13 protein-coding genes are annotated in these 16,396 nt (G+C 64.9%); 7 read left to right on the top strand and 6 right to left on the bottom strand.

What is annotated here, in order from left to right; translation table 11 throughout:
* Nucleotides 1-45 precede the first annotated feature (45 nt).
* Complete coding sequence (locus NKF27_RS04735; RefSeq protein ID WP_253555535.1) at nucleotides 46-1,581, top strand: DUF1254 domain-containing protein; 1,536 nt, start codon at nucleotides 46-48, stop codon at nucleotides 1,579-1,581.
* Nucleotides 1,582-1,777: 196 nt separating this feature from the next.
* Here NKF27_RS04735 and NKF27_RS04730 read toward each other — a convergent pair whose 3' ends face one another.
* The 3 genes from NKF27_RS04730 to NKF27_RS04720 all read right to left on the bottom strand — a co-directional run bounded on the left by NKF27_RS04730 (nucleotide 1,778) and on the right by NKF27_RS04720 (nucleotide 4,373).
* Entirely contained in the window at nucleotides 1,778-2,200 is a 423-nt protein-coding gene (locus NKF27_RS04730; RefSeq protein WP_253555534.1) for a DUF3617 family protein, read from the bottom strand.
* Between the two features lie 244 nt (nucleotides 2,201-2,444).
* Nucleotides 2,445-3,254, bottom strand: coding sequence for an enoyl-CoA hydratase/isomerase family protein (locus NKF27_RS04725; RefSeq protein ID WP_253555533.1), 810 nt, complete (start codon nucleotides 3,252-3,254; stop codon nucleotides 2,445-2,447).
* Nucleotides 3,255-3,443: 189 nt separating this feature from the next.
* Nucleotides 3,444-4,373, bottom strand: a complete 930-nt coding sequence (locus tag NKF27_RS04720) for a LysR family transcriptional regulator (protein WP_253555532.1) — start codon at nucleotides 4,371-4,373, stop codon at nucleotides 3,444-3,446.
* A gap of 200 nt (nucleotides 4,374-4,573) precedes the next feature.
* Here NKF27_RS04720 and NKF27_RS04715 point away from each other — a divergent pair, with 200 nt between their 5' ends.
* The 3 genes from NKF27_RS04715 to NKF27_RS04705 all read left to right on the top strand — a co-directional run bounded on the left by NKF27_RS04715 (nucleotide 4,574) and on the right by NKF27_RS04705 (nucleotide 7,812).
* Nucleotides 4,574-5,428: a DUF4437 domain-containing protein gene (locus NKF27_RS04715; protein WP_253555530.1), complete on the top strand. Its 855-nt coding sequence runs from the start codon at nucleotides 4,574-4,576 to the stop codon at nucleotides 5,426-5,428.
* Nucleotides 5,429-5,747: 319 nt separating this feature from the next.
* Nucleotides 5,748-6,659: a LysR family transcriptional regulator gene (locus tag NKF27_RS04710; RefSeq protein WP_253555529.1), complete on the top strand. Its 912-nt coding sequence runs from the start codon at nucleotides 5,748-5,750 to the stop codon at nucleotides 6,657-6,659.
* A 142-nt stretch (nucleotides 6,660-6,801) separates the two neighbouring features.
* Nucleotides 6,802-7,812, top strand: coding sequence for a zinc-dependent alcohol dehydrogenase family protein (locus NKF27_RS04705; protein WP_253555528.1), 1,011 nt, complete (start codon nucleotides 6,802-6,804; stop codon nucleotides 7,810-7,812).
* On the opposite strand, the gene NKF27_RS04700 is transcribed toward NKF27_RS04705, so the two are convergent.
* Complete coding sequence (locus NKF27_RS04700) at nucleotides 7,813-8,190, bottom strand: YkvA family protein (protein ID WP_045994728.1); 378 nt, start codon at nucleotides 8,188-8,190, stop codon at nucleotides 7,813-7,815. It abuts the gene before it with no gap.
* Nucleotides 8,191-8,682: 492 nt separating this feature from the next.
* Between NKF27_RS04700 and NKF27_RS04695 the strand changes: the two genes are divergently transcribed.
* Nucleotides 8,683-9,600 carry a TIGR03571 family LLM class oxidoreductase gene (locus tag NKF27_RS04695; RefSeq protein WP_253555527.1) on the top strand — a complete coding sequence of 306 codons (918 nt, stop codon included), beginning with the start codon at nucleotides 8,683-8,685 and terminating at the stop codon, nucleotides 9,598-9,600.
* Nucleotides 9,601-9,653: 53 nt separating this feature from the next.
* On the opposite strand, the gene NKF27_RS04690 is transcribed toward NKF27_RS04695, so the two are convergent.
* Nucleotides 9,654-10,622: a LysR family transcriptional regulator gene (locus NKF27_RS04690; protein ID WP_253555526.1), complete on the bottom strand. Its 969-nt coding sequence runs from the start codon at nucleotides 10,620-10,622 to the stop codon at nucleotides 9,654-9,656.
* 130 nt (nucleotides 10,623-10,752) lie between these two features.
* Here NKF27_RS04690 and NKF27_RS04685 point away from each other — a divergent pair, with 130 nt between their 5' ends.
* Both NKF27_RS04685 and NKF27_RS04680 read left to right on the top strand, forming a co-directional pair.
* A complete protein-coding gene (locus NKF27_RS04685; protein ID WP_253555525.1) occupies nucleotides 10,753-12,288 on the top strand; it encodes an efflux RND transporter periplasmic adaptor subunit in 1,536 nt (511 codons plus the stop codon).
* Entirely contained in the window at nucleotides 12,285-15,497 is a 3,213-nt protein-coding gene (locus tag NKF27_RS04680; RefSeq protein WP_253555524.1) for an efflux RND transporter permease subunit, read from the top strand. Before NKF27_RS04685 ends, NKF27_RS04680 begins: the two co-directional genes overlap by 4 nt.
* A gap of 136 nt (nucleotides 15,498-15,633) precedes the next feature.
* Here the strand turns inward: NKF27_RS04680 and NKF27_RS04675 are convergent, their stop codons facing one another.
* On the bottom strand, nucleotides 15,634-16,230 hold the full coding sequence (locus NKF27_RS04675) for a TetR/AcrR family transcriptional regulator (protein ID WP_253555522.1): 597 nt from the start codon (nucleotides 16,228-16,230) through the stop codon (nucleotides 15,634-15,636).
* Between the last annotated feature and the right edge of the window lie 166 nt (nucleotides 16,231-16,396).

Raw genomic sequence — 16,396 nt, 5'->3', positions numbered from 1 at the left:
GCCCTTGCCGGCGGGTCGCCCCTTTTCACGCCGCGGGAGCCGATCATGAAATGCCTGTCCAGACCCCTTCTGTGCGCCGGTCTTGTCCTGACCCTGCCACTGGCCCTGACACCGGTCGCATTGGCCCAGTCAGAGCGCGCGACAGAACTTGCCAACCTGCCCTTTGAGCAGAACCGCCCCACCGAGCAGACCGCCCAGCAGCTGATGGAGGAGCTGACCTTCCAGCGAGCGACACAGACCTATCTGTGGGCGCTGCCACTGTTGAACACCATGGGAATGCGCGACGGGGCGGCGGAGGCCTTCGGCACCGGCTACAACGTCATGCCCATCTGGACCGAGCGCCTGGACGCCAGGACACTGATCACGACGCCCAACTCGGACCTGATCTACGGCATGGTGTTCGCCGACCTGGGCGAGAGCGGTCCGCTGGTCTTCGAGGCGCCACCGAAGCTGCAGGGCATCCTGCTGGATGCCTGGCAACGCCCGATTCCCGTCGATGGCGGCGAATACTTCGGTGATCTGGGCCTGCCTGGGCCAGACGGTGGCGAGGGCGGCAACTTCCTGATCGTGCCGCCGGGCTGGGACGGCGACGTTCCCGAGGATCACTACGTCTATCGCTCGGGCACCAACAATGTCTTCTTCTTTCTGCGCTCGTTCTATCAGTCCCTCGACAACATCGCGCCGGCGACGGACCTGCTGAAACAGTCGCTGATCTATCCCCTCGGCGAGAAGGATAGCGCCAGACCGATGGAATTCCCGGACGCTGCGGGCGGCTCCTACAATATGCTGCCGCGCTCCGATGCCACGGCATTCGACCAGCTCAAGTATCTGGTCGATACCGAAGGAGAAGCCCTGGCTGGCCCCGACTGGCTGGGCATGCTCGAGGGTATCGGTATCGCCTCGGATCGGGACTTCGCCCCGGATGAGGCGACCCGAAAGACACTGGAAGCCGCCGCCCGGACCGGTTACAAGACCAGCCGCGTCATCGGCTTCCAGCACGGTCTGAACGGCGAGGACTTCCGCGTCTACGAGGACCGCCAATGGCTGAATCCGGTCAACAACGTCTCGGCCCGCTGGCCCGACGTGCCGGTCGGGCTCGACTGGATGTCGAACGAGGCAGGATACCGTGAGCTGGACGCCCGCGCCTGGTTCTTCACCGACTACTTCTCGATCAGCCCCGGCATGGTGTCGATGACCCCCGGCAAGGGCGCCTTCTACATGATCGCCTTCGAGGATGCGGACGGCGAGCCACTGGTCGGCGACCAGCACTACACCCTGACACTGCCCCCCGATATCCCGGCGGAACTGTTCTGGTCGGTGACGCTGTACGAGGCGGAGAATGCCTCGGGCCTCGACAATGGCCAACCGTTTCCCTCGCTCGGCAAGCTCGATGAACCCGCCCAGGAAGACGACGGCAGTACCCAGCTTTATCTCGGCCCCGAGGCCCCGGAGGGCCAGCAGGACAACTGGCTCGCCACCGCCCCGGGGCGCGGCTTCTTCGCCATCCTGCGCCTCTATGCCCCCGCCGAACCAGCGCTGGACGGCAGCTGGAAGCCAGGTGATATCGAGAAGGCGCAATAATCACCGGTCCCCCCGGGAAGGTGGCGGGCACCTGGCCAGGTGGCAACGCCCTCACTCGCTATCGCCTTGATGGAGAAAAGCAGAAGGCCCGCCATAGGCGGGCCTTCTGCTTGTCAGCCGTGGTGCAAGCCAACTGATTCGGGGCCTTGCTTGGCTTACTTAGCTGGGCTTGGCACTGGAGGCTTGAGCTCCTGGCTTAGCTTTCGCAGTTCTCGCCGACCCAGTGACCTTCCTGCTCGATGGTGACCTGCTGGCCGTTGTCCATCTCGATCATGCTCTTGAAGTGCTCGTCACTGTGCATCGTGATACTGGCATCGAAGGTGGTCGTGCGAGCGCCGGCGGGACAGGTTGCCTGGGCATCGATGGTATCGCCATCGCGTCTGATCTTGATGTCTTCGCAACCAGACGATGTCCAGTCCTCGCGCAACGTGGCGATCATGTCACTGGATTCTTCCGCGGTCATGCACTGCGTCTCGGTCGTCTCCTGAGTCATCTGCTCAGGCATCTGGTCGCCCGACATGCTTTGGATAATTTCCCATTGTCCAGGCTTGAGGTCGCTGGCCATGGCGCTGGTGGATACCGCGATCAGCAGAGAGGCAAGCAAGAGGTGTCGTGACATGGATCCTTCCCGTCTTTTTCTGGTGAAAAGTCGCCGAGGTATCGGCGCCCCCAGCCTATCTCACCAATGACCGGCAAAACGGAAAAACATCCAAAAGAAAGCAATTAAACAACAGAACGTTACATCAAGGATCGCGCTGTCGATGTCGGCACGCTCGCACGCGGGAAGCCATGGTCCTGCCGGCCCGGGAGGTTCACACCGGGCTTGTCATACCGTCTGTCAGGTCGCGCGTCATTCCTCTCGACTAGGCCAGGGCGAAGCCTGTGTAATCCGTCTGCACATCTTCCCTTGGGCTATCGTGCAAGGGTGTCGACGCAGGGTCGATGTCTCGTCGCTCGTCTGTCACGCCGGTCTGGCCCGTCAGGCGTCTCACTAGATCATCGACATAGGTGGCGACATCTTCCGGATCCAGAGCACGGTGAATGGTGCCAAGATATTCCGCCTGATCGGCGCCGTAGTCACGGCTACCCAGCAAGGAGCCCAGCCCACCGACTGGCCCCACATGATTCTCGCGCCTATCAGAAGTCCCACGGGCCAGCAGCCCCGTCAAGCCGACCTCCATCGGTACGAATCTCGCAAGGCCCCGTGCGGCGATGCGAACGTCGCACGCCATGACGAGCTCGTGGCCGCCATACCGGGCCATGCCTTCCACCTTGGCAATGGTGGTCTGCGGGAGGTCTTCGATTCGCGCAAGAAGGCGCTTGAACTCACGCTTTCTGCTGTCGTCATTGCCGACCTGGGGGGATGACGCAGGATCCAATTTCTTGTATCCCGCCAAGCGAGAGAACACTTCTGGGAACCGAGACTGAAAGACGATGGCATCGATCCTGGCATCACACTCGAGATGGTCCAGCAGCTTGCTCATCTCGTCGAGAAAGATGGCACCGCTTGGGTCCAGCGGGGCATCGAGAAAGGTAACCCAGGCGGCACCTCGGCGTACCGACACATTGAAGGTGGTGAAATTCCTGTACTGCATGACAATCCCCTCGGGCAGATTTGTTAATCCGTCGCCGACCAGACACTGCGGATGGTCTAGCCATTCTGCGCATTGCACGCCGGCCTCCCGCGACTACCATTCAGCTCGATGACACTCGGACCAACTTAGCCCAGCCGAGACGGCTTCAGAATGGCCGCTTTCCGGTTTCAGAATTCGCAAAATCCGTATAATGGGGACCAATTTTCGCCCTTTCAGACACTTCCCTCACATTCTCTCCCCCGACAAGACGTTCGGCAGTGCCAGCTCTTACCGGTTCTCTCTGCCAGCCCTGTGGACCGAGACGGCTTGCTCTCTGGCAGATAGCTCCTGGCAGAGCGCTTCGGCGAACGCCTTCACCCGCCGAGGTTGATCGCGAGCGGGGGGAAACATCAGCTGCAAGGGCTTGGGGGGCGCCGCCACGTCCTCGAGCAGTGGCACCAGCCGCCCCTGTTCAAGGTCTTCCTGAAGATCGAGCTCGGACTTGAGGCAGATGCCATGACCTTCCACCGCCCACTGGCGCACCAGTGAGCCGTCGTTGGCGATCCGGTTGCCCTTTACCGTCACCTGCTGCGGTGCGTCCTCCGGTCCAAAGCTCCAGACGTTGTCCAGCGCCGCACCAAAACGCATCACCAGGCAGTTGTGCTTCGCGAGATCCGTCGGGGTGCCAGGAACGCCATGGCGCTCCAGGTAGGAAGGGGCGGCACAGACGATCCGGCGAAACGATCCCAGCTGGCGAATGCGCAGGCTGCTGTCCAGGACTTGCCCGAACCGAAGCGCCAGGTCGAAGCCCTGACCGACGATATCGGTGAAACCGTCCGACAGCGACAGCTCGAGCGATACGTCCGGGTTTTCGCGAGCAAAGTGCGCCATCACCTGGGACACCACCCCGCGGCCCAGGTCGATGGGCACGCTGATGCGAATCGGCCCGGACAGGGTCTGGGCGCCATGACGAATGCGGGATTCCAGCTCCTCAAGCTCTGCCAGCACCTGCTTGGCGCCCTCGACCAGGGTACGGCCTTCTTCGGTGAGGCTGATGGAGCGGGTCGTGCGATTGATCAGCACCACGCCGAAGTACTGCTCCAGCGACGCCAGGCGCTCGGACACGGTGGTACTGGAAAGCCCCGTCTCTCTGGCCGCCGCCACCAGGCTGCCCTTCTCCACGATGGTCAGAAAGAGGCGCATGTTGTGAACGAGCATTATTCGGATTCTCCGGATTTATTTTTCGAATATAGGCGGTTTATCCCCCCAACCCCAGCCGATACCGTTCATCGCGTCCCCGCTGGGCCGGCAACCATGCTCCTCCCTGCGGTGCCTTGAACAAGGCTTCGGTTGCCGACCCTCCCATTCCAAAGGTCCGGCCCCCGCCGTCCATCCAGCGTCTTTTCAGGAGTGACCCCATGCGCTTGTCTGCTCTTCCCTTGCTTGCCACCAGCGTTGCGATGGCAACGCTCTCGATCGCCGGCCCAGCCACCGCCGCCACCGAGGTGGTGCTGCGCTCGGAGGTGACGCCGCAGCCGCTGAACCCTGCCAGAGGCGACGCCAGTCCCCAGGCCAGCGTGCTGTGGGGCGACATCACCAAAGATGTGCCCAGTGGCGCCATCATCGAGTTCAAGGAAGGCTTTGCCTCGCCCCCACATATTCACAACATCACCTACCGTGCGGTCGTCATCGAGGGTGCCGTGCACAATGATGACCCGGATGCCGCCACCATGTGGATGGGCCCGGGGTCGTTCTGGACACAACCGGCGGGCGAGGACCACATTACCTCCGCCATCGCCGAAGAAGGCGCCACCATCTTTCTGGAAATTCTGAAGGGGCCCTACCTGGTCCAGCCCTCGGACCAGGCCTTCGACAATGGCGAGAAGCCCGTCAACCTGGAAGCCGGCAATATGGTCTGGCTACATGCCGATGCCATCAACTGGCTCGACGTACCCGGCCAGTCGCAGGAAAAGGGCGCCGAAGTGGCCTTCCTCTGGGGAAGCACCGCGCCCGGAGAAGCCAACGGCTCCCTGCTGAAGATCCCGGCAGGAGCCTCGGGGACCATCAGCGGGGACGGCGACACCTTGCGCGCGGTTGTCATCCAGGGCGACGCCGAACTGAGCGGGGCCGATATTCAGGGCTCGTCATCGCTTCCCTCTGGCAGCTATTTCAGCGCGAATGACGACTCGGCTCCGCTCTTGACCTGCACCTCGGACGCCGAATGCCTGTTCTACGTGCGCACGGATGGCAGCTTCGACTTCGCGTCGCGCTGACCTCCCGACGCCTCGCGTTCGCCGTGCCCCCGGCCTCCCGGCCTCCTGGAAAAATTCGTGCAGGCTCGATACCGCGCCTCTGCCCCGGGGGCCGCTCGGTGCTGCCGCCCGGCCCGGCCAGGGGGCGCTGCGCACGGTGAAGGCATCGCCGAGGCATGGGTAAGGCAAGGCCGAGGCATGGTGAAGGCATCGCCGGAGCACCACCGCGACGCGGCCCTTTCAAGCCCTGCCTCGGCTCAGCAGCTAACCGCGATATCTGTAAAGTAGCGCTTGCCTTAAGCTGGTGCCGGGGCCATCAACGTCATCGGGAGCCCAATGCATGGATACAGATGGACTACGCCTGTTTGTACTGGCGGCCGAGACGCTGAATATCAGCGCGGCGGGTCGCCAGCTCGGCATCGCGCCGGCGGTTGCCAGCGCTCGACTGTCAAAGCTGGAACATCAGGTCGGTGCCGACCTGCTGCACCGCTCTACCCGCAAGGTATCACTGTCCCAGGAGGGGGCGGCCTTTCTTCCCTTCGCCAAGGAGATGCTGGCCCAGGAGGACGCCGGGCTCGCCGCCCTCGGCAAGGACAGCGAAGAAGCGACCGGGCGCCTGCGATTCGCCGCTTCCAGCACCTTCGCCCAGCGCTATGTCGCACCGATTCTGCCGGAATTTCTCGACCGCTATCCCGGTATCAGCCTGGAGCTGCGCCTGTCGGATACCCAGACCAACCTGATCGAGGGCGGGTTTGACCTGGCCCTGCGCAACTATCCGATCGAGGACAGCAACCTCAAGGCGCGCAAGCTGGCCGACGACAAGCGCGTGCTGTGTGCGTCCCCCGACTACCTGAAGCGCTACGGCGTGCCGAGGACGCCGCAGGACCTGCAAAGCCATCAGCTGGTGGCCTTTCAGGGTGGCACGCCACGGGCGTTATCAAAGAACGGGATGCGCACCCCTCATACCTTTCCCCCGGCCGGTGCCAAGCCCCGCGTGACTTGCGACGATGGCGCCAGCATGAGGGTGGCCGCGGTGGCGGGCACCGGCATCACCATGCATGCGCTGTGGAGCATCCACCAGGACCTGGAACAGGGGACGCTGGTCAGGATACTGCCCGACCACGAGGTCGACGATCATTCCGCCATCTGGCTGGTCTACCCGAAAGCCAACGTGCTGACCGCCAAGGTAAGGGTGTTCATTGACTTCCTGCTGGAGAAGATCGGCACTCCACCGATCTGGGACAGGCACTGACAGCACTACGCCGTACTACGCCGTAGCCGGCGCGGACTGTCAGCGATTTCCAGAAACTGATTCCCGGGTCATGGCGTTTTTTTCCAAGGCGGCATCGGCAATCCTGTAGGCATCGATCCACACCCTCTACAGGAGACCGACAATGTCCACCTCATCGATGTCCGCCATGGTCCTCAACCGCTACGGCGAGGACGCGCCGTTCGAATCCGCCACCCTGCCTCGCCCCCGGGTCAGCAGCGGTCAGGTGGTGGTGCGTATCGCCGCCACCAGCGTCAACACCATCGACACCATGATCCGTCAGTTGGGCCAGGAGGAGCTTCCGATCGCACCGGATCTGCCCGCCGTACTCGGCATGGACTTTGCCGGCACCATCGAGGAAGTCGGCGAAGGCGTCACCGGCTTCGCCCCGGGCGATGAGGTCTATGGCTGCGCCGGCGGGCTCACCGACCTCAAGGGCAGTCTGGCCGAGTACATGCTCGCCGACGCCCGACTGATCGCGCACAAACCGCGTTCGCTGTCGATGCGTGATGCCGCGGCCCTGCCGCTGGTCGCCATCACCGCCTACGAGGGCCTGACCCGCGCAGGCGCAGGGACCGGCGATAAAGTACTGGTGCACGGCGGCGCCGGTGGCGTCGGCCATGTAGCAGTGCAGCTTGCCCGCCATCTGGGGTGTGAGGTCTACGCCACCGGTTCCGGCGACAAACAGCGCGAACTGATCGAAGGCTTCGGTGCCACCGCCATCGACTTCAAGACCCAGAGCGTCGACGACTACGTCAACCAGCACACCGACGGTGCCGGCTTCGACGTCATCTTCGACAGCGTGGGCGGCCCCAACCTGATCAACTCCTTCAATGCGGTCAAGCTCAACGGCCAGGTGGCAACGACCATGTCGCTGGCCGAACTGGACATGACGCCGGCGCACTTCAAGGGCGCCTCGCTGCACGTGATCTTCATGCTGATTCCGATGATCCACAACGTCGGCCGGGAAGTGCACGGCACCATCCTGTCGACGCTTGCCGAGATCATCGATTCGGGGGCACTGACGCCGCTGGTGGACGACAACCGCTTCGCCCTGGCCGACGTCGGCAAGGCCTACGCCCACCTCACCTCGGGCAAGGCCGTCGGCAAGGTGGTCGTGGACGTCGAGGGCTGATCAGGAAAACCAGCGCTTCAAGGTGGCGCTGGCCCTGTCCTTGTGCTCGTCCTTGACGTAGGCCGCCACGGTCATCAGCGCCACCGCCAGCATGCCCATGTCGTCGGTGTAGCCGACCAGCGGGGTCAGATCCGGCAGGGCGTCCAGCGGTGAGATGAAGTAGCCGAGCGCACCGTAGATGGTGGTCTTGGCCCACACGGGGGTGTCCTTGTCCCGGGCGGCGTAGTAGAGCGTCAGCGCCCGGGACAGGGTGACCTCGCCGGCGGCCTTGGCGTAGCGCCCGACCTTGGCCCAGAAGCGCTCGTCGGAATAGTGGCCCTGGTGCTCTTCGATCGGCTCTCCGGCCAGGATGACCTGCTGGGTTGTCTCGTCTTTCATTGTTCCCTCCCGTTGCGCCGTGGCATCGCCCGCTGCCCTTCCCTGAGCCGGCCCCAGTCGGCGATACCTTTGTCGGCGATATCTTTATCGCCGATACCTTTATCGCCGATACCATTGTCCTAGTGAAGCAGGACTCACGGTGTCGGTTCAATGGTGTCGCCCTGCCCCGTGCCTGCGCCAGCATCATCGGATGTTTCGTGTCGATTGTTGCCGCAAACGAAAAAGTGATTCCGCCGCGAGCCTCTTTTTCCCCGCCTCTGACGGCGCCACACTCCATTACAACGATTAGGGCTTGTCTGAAAAGTGCCTGCGCTCGGTAATACGGCGTTAAAAATCGGCTGGTGCGCCAGCCCGGTCAAAATGCTCATTTACACCCCGTAAACTGCGCTTTCTCACCGATTTTTGCCTTGTCTAACCTTCGCTCGTCGACTTTTCGGACAGCGCCTAGCGTTCTATCGAACAGATACGCCTCCCCTCGAGGCAGGAGCCAAGATGAGCTTGCAACGACTGACCAGTGGCCCCTTGACCCTGGGCCTGGAGCTGGCGCTGGACAATGACTGGAGCCCCGCCGGTGAAGCCGCCCGCCTGCGCGATGGTCGCGCCTTCGGCGTCCCCGATCTGAGCGAACACCTTAACCCTGTCCAGCTGGCCGATCGCCTCGGCTTTCGTGCGCTGTGGCTGCGCGATGTACCGCTCTACGACCCGCATTTTGGCGACGCCGGTCAAGTGTTCGAGATGTTCACCTACCTGGGCTATCTGGCGGCGTCCACGCAGCATGCACTGTTGGGCACCGCCGCTGCGGTGCTGCCGCTGCGTATGCCCTGGCTGGTCAGAAAGGCCGCCGCCAGCGTGCAACAGCTCAGCGGTGACCGGCTGCTGCTGGGTGTCGCCAGCGGTGACCGTCCGGTGGAATATCCGCTGTTCGGAATACCTTTCGAGCAGCGCGGCGAGGCCTTTCGCGACGCCGTCGCGGTGCTGAGGGGCGATCAGGATGCGCGGCTGGACGCCGGCCAGGCGCTGCTGCCGATGGCGACGCCACCGCCCCTGCTGGTGGCCGGTCTGGCCCAGCAGCGCCCGGACTGGGTCGGCCAGCACATGGATGCCTGGCTGGCCTACCCCGGCACGCCGGAGGACCACCGCCGTCGGGTCGGCCTGTGGCGCGAGGTGGCCGGCGACAAGCCCTACGTCAGCTTCCTGCACCTGGACCTGGCCGAGCGCGCGGACGAACCGCCTCGCCGCCACCGCTTCGGGCTGAGGGTCGGCAGCCAGGGATTGATCGCCGAGCTCGAGGCCATGCAGGCCGCCGGCGTCAATCACATCGGCCTGAACCTGCGCCGCAACCAGGCGCCGGTGGAAGAGACCCTGCATCGCCTGGCCGAGGAGGTATTGCCGGCCTTCGATGCTGGCTAGGCTCACCGTGCAGCGACGTGCGAATAACAGCCGGCTCGTCACCCTGGCCACTCTCAGGACGCCAGACCCATCCCTCCAGCGCCCTTGCCGTACATCTCGGCAAAGCCAGGGATGCGTGCCTCCCACTGGGGTGGCGAGCCGACCATCTCGCGCAGAATCTCGATAAAGCGCCGGGTACGCAGCGGCATCTCGCGGTGGGGATAGAGCAGCGTGATGACGCCGAACTCCGGCAGTGCCAGGTCGGTCATCAGCGGCACGATACGTCCGTCGCTGACTTCGTTGTACATGGCGAAGGCCGGCAGTACCCCGATACCCATGCCTTCCATCACCCCGCGCTTGATCACCTCGGCCTCGCTGGTGCGCACCTGGCTATTGAGCGGCAGCTTCTGCTCCCGCCCCTGGTCATCCAGGTAAGGCAGATAGTCGAGCTGGAACTGCTGTGAGCTGAAGGTCAACGCCGGCAGCCGGGCCAGGGTGGCGAGATCTCGTGGCTCGCCATGACGCTCGATAAAGGCGGGACTGGCGCCGATCAACAGATGATTGGGCGCCAGTGGCGAGGCCACCAGATTGGAATCCTTCAGGTCGCCGACCCGCAGCACCAGGTCGTAGCCTTCACCGATCACGTCGACCCGACGCTCTTCCAACTGCAGGTCCACCTGCACATCGGGATAGTGCTGACGAAAGCGTCTCATGGCCTCGAAGCCCAGGCAGCGGCCGAGGATGCCCGGGGCGCTCACCTTGAGCCGTCCGCTCGGCATCTGCTGCAGGTTCTCCGCCAGCGCCTGGGTGTGGTACATCCAGTCACGCAGGTCACGCCCCTGCTGCACCATCGCCTGCCCCGCCTGGGTCAGTGACAGCGAGCGCGTCGAGCGATTGAGCAGGCGCACCCCCAGCTCCTGCTCGAGGCGCGCGATATGCTTGGACACCACCGAGCGATCCAATTCGCGGCGCTTGGCGGCCTCGGAAAAGCTGCCAAGCTCGGCCACATCGACCAGCAGCAGCAGACGACTCGGTTGGTCCATGAAGGTCTCCACAGAAGGTACAAGCGCACAGATGCGTGCATATTTGGCATCAATAATGTGCGACCAACCGGTCTAATACAAGTCTCGATCGAGGATTACACTGGCGAACCTTTTGCTCAGGAGTCGCCAGATGTCCGACCAACGCCCCCCGTGCGACCCCCAGGTGGTGTCGCCTGCCCCCTCCCCTGCGCTTGCCGTATCGCCACCGCAGCCTGACGACCTGCCGGCTCGAGGGGGTGCCGACAGCGCTGGCTGCACGCAGCATCGCACTGGACATTGCACTGAACATCGCACGGCGAGTCGTACAGCACCTCGTAAGACACCTCGTGCAACACGTCGCCTGGCCCGTGGCCTGGGGCTCGCCGCCCTGGCGCTGTTGCTGGCAGCCTGCCAACCCGGCGAAGGTCAGGGCGGACAGGGTGACGCTGCCGATGGCGCGGGCTCTGCGCCCGCGCCTCGGGTCGAGGTGGTTCAGGCGGTGCGTCAGCCGGTCTCGAACTGGTATCGCTACACTACCCGCCTCGAGGCTCCCGAGCGTGTCACCCTGCGTCCCCGGGTCACCGGTCAGGTGGCCGAGATTCTGTTCGAGGAAGGCTCCCTGGTCGAACAGGGCCAACCGCTGGTACGCCTGGACCTGGCGCCCTTCGAGGCGCGGGTGCGTGAGCTGGAGGCGGGGCTTGCCAGGGGCAGGGCCGAGCTGGCCCGCGCCAACGGTGAGGCCAACCGTGCCAATCAGCTGGTCGGGCGCAACCTGATGGCCCGCGAGGAAGCCGAGGCCCGGCGCGCCAGTGCCCAGGCCCAGAATGCCGAGGTCGCCTCGCTGCAGGCACAGCTCGACAGTGCTCGTCTCGATCTGGCCTACGCCGAGGTCAGCGCGCCGATCAGCGGTCGCGTCTCCCGCGCCGACCTGACGGTGGGCAACGTGGTCAGCGCAGGCCAGAGCGTGTTGACCACAATCGTCAGCACCGACCAGGTCGACGCCTACTTCGATATCGACGAGCGCAGCTGGAACCGCGACTTTGCCGAGATTACCGCCGATCAGGGCTGGCCGGTAGAACTGCAGCTCGCTGGCCAGGACGACTTCGCCTACCAGGGCGAGCTCGACTTTATCGACAACCGGGTCGATGAGGCCACCGGCACCCTGAGGGTGCGCGCTCGCTTCGACGCCGGGCATCCATCGCTGCGCCCCGGCGCCTTCGCCCGGGTGCGAATCGCTGCCGCCCGCCATCGCGATGGGGTGCTGGTGCCCGACCGCGCCATTGGCACCGACCTCGACGCCAACTTTGTACTGGTCGCCGACGAACAGGGCAAACTCGCCTACCGCAAGGTCACCACCGGCGCCCGCTTCGGGGCCTGGCGCGAGATCAGCGAAGGGCTCGAGGGCGGTGAGTCCGTGGTCGCCGCCGGTCCCTCGAAGTTCGGCCCCGGCATGGCGATCTCTCCTGCGCTGGTCGACGGCCCCGACCGCGCCCCGCTGGAGCAACTGCGAGAGCGTACCCGTCGCCTGGCCGAACGCCTCGACGCAGCGCCTGGCTCCCCCACTGCGTCTGTCTCTGAATTGGTCCCCGGCCCGGTTGCCGATGCCGCTCCGGACGACACCACTGGCGATGCGGGCACGCTGGCCGCCGACGCCAAGCACCTCGATCAGGAGCCTGCGCGCACATGAACCTGTCGAACTTCTTTATCCGACGCCCGGTGTTCGCTGCGGTGCTGTCGATCCTGATCGTGGTGGCTGGCAGCCTGGCGCTGTTCAAGCTGCCGGTCTCTGAATACCCCGAGGTGGTGCCGCCCACCGTGGTGGTCAAGGCCAACTACCCCGGCGCCAATCCGGAGGTCATCGCCAAGACCGTGGCCACCCCGCTGGAGCAGGAGATCACCGGGGTCGAAGGCATGCTGTACATGGACTCCCAGTCCACCGCCGACGGCAACCTGACGCTGACCGTGACCTTCGCCCTCGGCACCGACCTGGACCAGGCCCAGGTCAACGTCCAGAACCGGGTGGCCCGCGCCACGCCTCGCCTGCCCCAGGAGGTCCAGGCGCTGGGGGTGACCACCGAGAAGTCGTCGCCCAACCTGACCATGGTGGTCCACCTGACCTCACCGGATGGGCGCTACGACCAGCTGTGGCTGTCGAACTTTGCGCGGCTGAACCTGCAGGACGATATCGCTCGCCTCGAGGGCGTAGGTGACGTCGGCCTGTTCGGGGCCGGCGAGTACGCCATGCGGGTGTGGCTAGACCCGGACGCCATCGCCTCCCGGGGCCTCGGCGCCAGCGACGTGGTGGCGGCGCTGCGTGAGCAGAACCAGCAGGTCGCCGCCGGCAGCCTGGGCGCCCAGCCAGCCCCGCGCGAAAGCCAGTTCCAGCGCCTGCTCAACGTCAAGGGACGGTTGTCCTCGCCTGAAGAATTTCGCCAGATCGTGATCCGGGTGGACGACGACGGCCGCATCACCCGCCTGGGCGACGTCGCCCGGGTGGAGCTCGGTGCCGACCAGTACGCCCTGCGTGCCCAGCTCGACGGCAAGGACGCGGTGGCCTTGCCGGTGTTCCAGCGTCCGGGCTCCAACGCCATCGCCCTGTCCGACGGCGTGCGCGACTATATGGCCGAGGCCGCCGAGACCTTCCCCGACGGCGTCGACTACGACATCGTCTATGACCCCACGGTGTTCGTGCGCGGCTCCATCGAGGCGGTGGTGCATACGCTGCTGGAGGCGGTGCTGCTGGTGGTGGTCGTGGTAGTACTGTTCCTGCAGACCTGGCGGGCCTCGCTGATTCCACTGATCGCGGTGCCGGTCTCGCTGATCGGCACCTTCGCGGTGATGCAGCTGATCGGTGTGTCGATCAATACGCTGTCGCTGTTCGGCCTGGTGCTGGCGATTGGCATCGTGGTGGACGACGCCATCGTGGTGGTGGAGAACGTCGAGCGCAATATCGAACTCGGCCACTCGCCCTATGAGGCCACCCGCATCGCCATGAGCGAGGTCACCGGGCCGATCATCGCCATCGCCCTGGTACTGACCGCGGTATTCGTGCCGACCGCCTTCATCAGCGGTCTGACCGGCCAGTTCTACCAGCAGTTCGCGCTGACCATCACCATCTCGACGCTGATCTCGGCGTTCAACTCGCTGACCCTGTCACCGGCGCTGTCGGCGCTGTTGCTCAAGCCCCACGGGGCGAAGCCCGACTGGCTGACCCGGCTGATCGACGCCGTGTTCGGCCGCTGGCTGTTCAGCCCCTTCAACCGCGCCTTCGCTGCCATGTCGCGGGGCTACACCGGGCTGATTCGTCGCCTGCTGCGCTTCGGGCTGATCGTCGGTCTCGGCTACCTGGCGCTGCTGGGGCTCACCGGCAAGCTGTTTCAGGAGGTCCCCGGCGGCTTCATTCCGTCCCAGGACAAGCAGTACCTGGTGGCCATGGCCCAGTTGCCCGACGCCGCGAGCCTCGAGCGCACCAGCGAGGTGCTCGCCGAGATGCAGGAGATCGCCCTGGCAACGCCGGGCGTCGCCAACACCGTGGCCTTCCCCGGTCTTTCGGTGAATGGCTTCGTCAATGCCTCCAACTCGGGCATCGTCTTCACCCCGCTTGCGCCCTTCAACGAGCGCCAGTCGCCGGAGCTTTCGGCCGGCGCCATCGCCGCCCGCCTCAATGCCCAGTTCGCCCAGATCGACGAGGCCTACGTGGCGGTGTTCCCGCCTCCGCCGATCCTTGGCCTCGGCACCACCGGGGGCTTCAAGCTGCAGCTGCAGGACCGCGGCAACGTCGGCTTCGACGGGCTGTTCGAGGCGTCCCAGGCGGTGGTCGGCGCCGCCAATCAGGACCCGCGGCTGGCCGGTGTCTACTCGAGCTATCGCATCCAGGTGCCGCAGTACGACGTGGAGGTGGACCGCGAGCAGGCGCTGGTGATGAATGTCTCGCTGGACGCGGTGTTCGACACCCTGCAGATCTACCTGGGGTCGCTCTACGTCAACGACATCAACCGCTTCGGCCGGACCTATCAGGTACGCGCCCAGGCCGACGCCGAATACCGCCTGGACGCCGAGGCCATCCGCCAGCTCAAGGTGCGCAGCAACGACGGCCGGATGATTCCGCTGGGCAGCTTCGTCGAGATCAGCCCTACCACCGGGCCGGACCGGGTCATGCACTACAACACCTTCGTCAGCGCCGACATCAACGGCTCGCCGGCGCCGGGGATGTCCAGTGACCAGGCCAAGCAGGCGATAGAGGAGGTGCTGGCCACCACCCTGCCGGCCGGCGTGGCCTACGAGTGGACCGAGGTCACCTACCAGCAGGTGCTGGCGGGCAACACCATGATCTACGTCTTCCCGCTGGTGGTGCTGCTGGTGTTCCTGGTGCTGGCGGCCCAGTACGAGAGCTGGTCATTACCGTTCTCGATCATCCTGATCGTGCCGATGACGCTGCTGTCGGCCATGGCCGGTGTGTGGCTGACCGGCGGCGACAACAACATCTTCACCCGCATCGGCTTGATCGTGCTGGTGGCGCTGGCCTGCAAGAACGCCATCCTGCTGGTGGAGTTCGCCCGCGAGCAGCAGAGCCAGGGACAGTCGCGACTGGACGCCGTGCTGACCGCCTGCCGCCTGCGCCTGCGGCCGATCCTGATGACCTCGGTGGCCTTCACCGCGGGCGTCATCCCGCTGATGCTGGCCTCCGGCGCCGGCAGCGAGATGCGTCAGGCGATGGGCGTGGCGGTGTTCTACGGGATGATCGGGGTGACCCTGTTCGGGCTCTTGCTGACCCCGCTGTTCTATGTGGGCGTGCGTCGCCTGGTGGAGCGTGGCCGGCCACGCTCAGGCGATAGCGATAGCGATACCGATAGCGATACCGCGACAGCCGAGGCGACATCACCTTCCGCCTCCTGACGCCCTGCCCGCTGCCGAGTCTGGCGTTACCTGCGTCGGACTCGACAGGCGGCCCACCATTGGCGGACGTGCATCAGAACAGGCGCGCCGCGTTCAGGGAAGCCGCAGCGCCTCGATCAGAACAGGCGCGCCGCTATCAGGGAAGCCGCAGCGCCTCGATCGAGCAGGCCATATCGTCGGCCAGGGCGTGCACCGCCTGACTATCGACCTTGCGCTGGGCGTAGGCGCGAAGGCCCATCACCTCGGCCTGCAGCCGCCGCCCCAGGCGTACCGGGTCGGCGCTCGGTTCAAGCTCGCCGGCGTCCTTGGCGGCGCGAAACTGCTCGACGAAGCCGGCTTCCATGGCCTCGAGCAGGGTCTCGGCCTTGCCCAGCGCCGCCTGCTCTCGCTCGCCAAGCTCCAGCAGGCTCTTCACCAGCATGCAGGCCCGGCTGGGCAGTTCCTGGTCCCGCAGACAGCCCAGCTTGCGCAGGTAGGCGGCCAGCCCCGCCAAGGGCGAGTCGTACTCGGCCAGGGTACGCTCGAGCTCGACCAGCCCGAGCCGGGCATAGCGTTCCAGCGCCTCCTGAAACAACGCATCCTTGCTGCCGAAGGCGGCATAGATGCTGCCCGGCCTCATATCGAGGGTGCGTTCCAGGTCCTTGAGCGAGGTGGCGTGGAACCCCTTCTGCCAGAAGAGGTGCAGGGCACGTTCCAGCGAATCCTGACGGTTGTGTAGTGTCGCGCGCGGCATGGATGGGTCCGGTGTCGTGGCCGGTACGGCCTTCAGAAAATTGAGCAACTGCTCAAATTTTAACTTGAGTGATCGCTCAGGTATAGCTAGAGTATGCCCGAACGGCTTTCAGCAGGGCCTGCTGGCGGCCAATTTTGAGCAATCGCTCAAAAAATCGGAATCAATG

This window comes from Halomonas sp. DN3, from assembly GCF_024137905.1.
In the GTDB taxonomy this organism is placed as follows: domain Bacteria; phylum Pseudomonadota; class Gammaproteobacteria; order Pseudomonadales; family Halomonadaceae; genus Halomonas; species Halomonas litopenaei.
The sequence above is the reverse complement of the archived record's forward strand: the minus strand, read 5'-3'. Positions and strand labels throughout refer to the sequence as shown.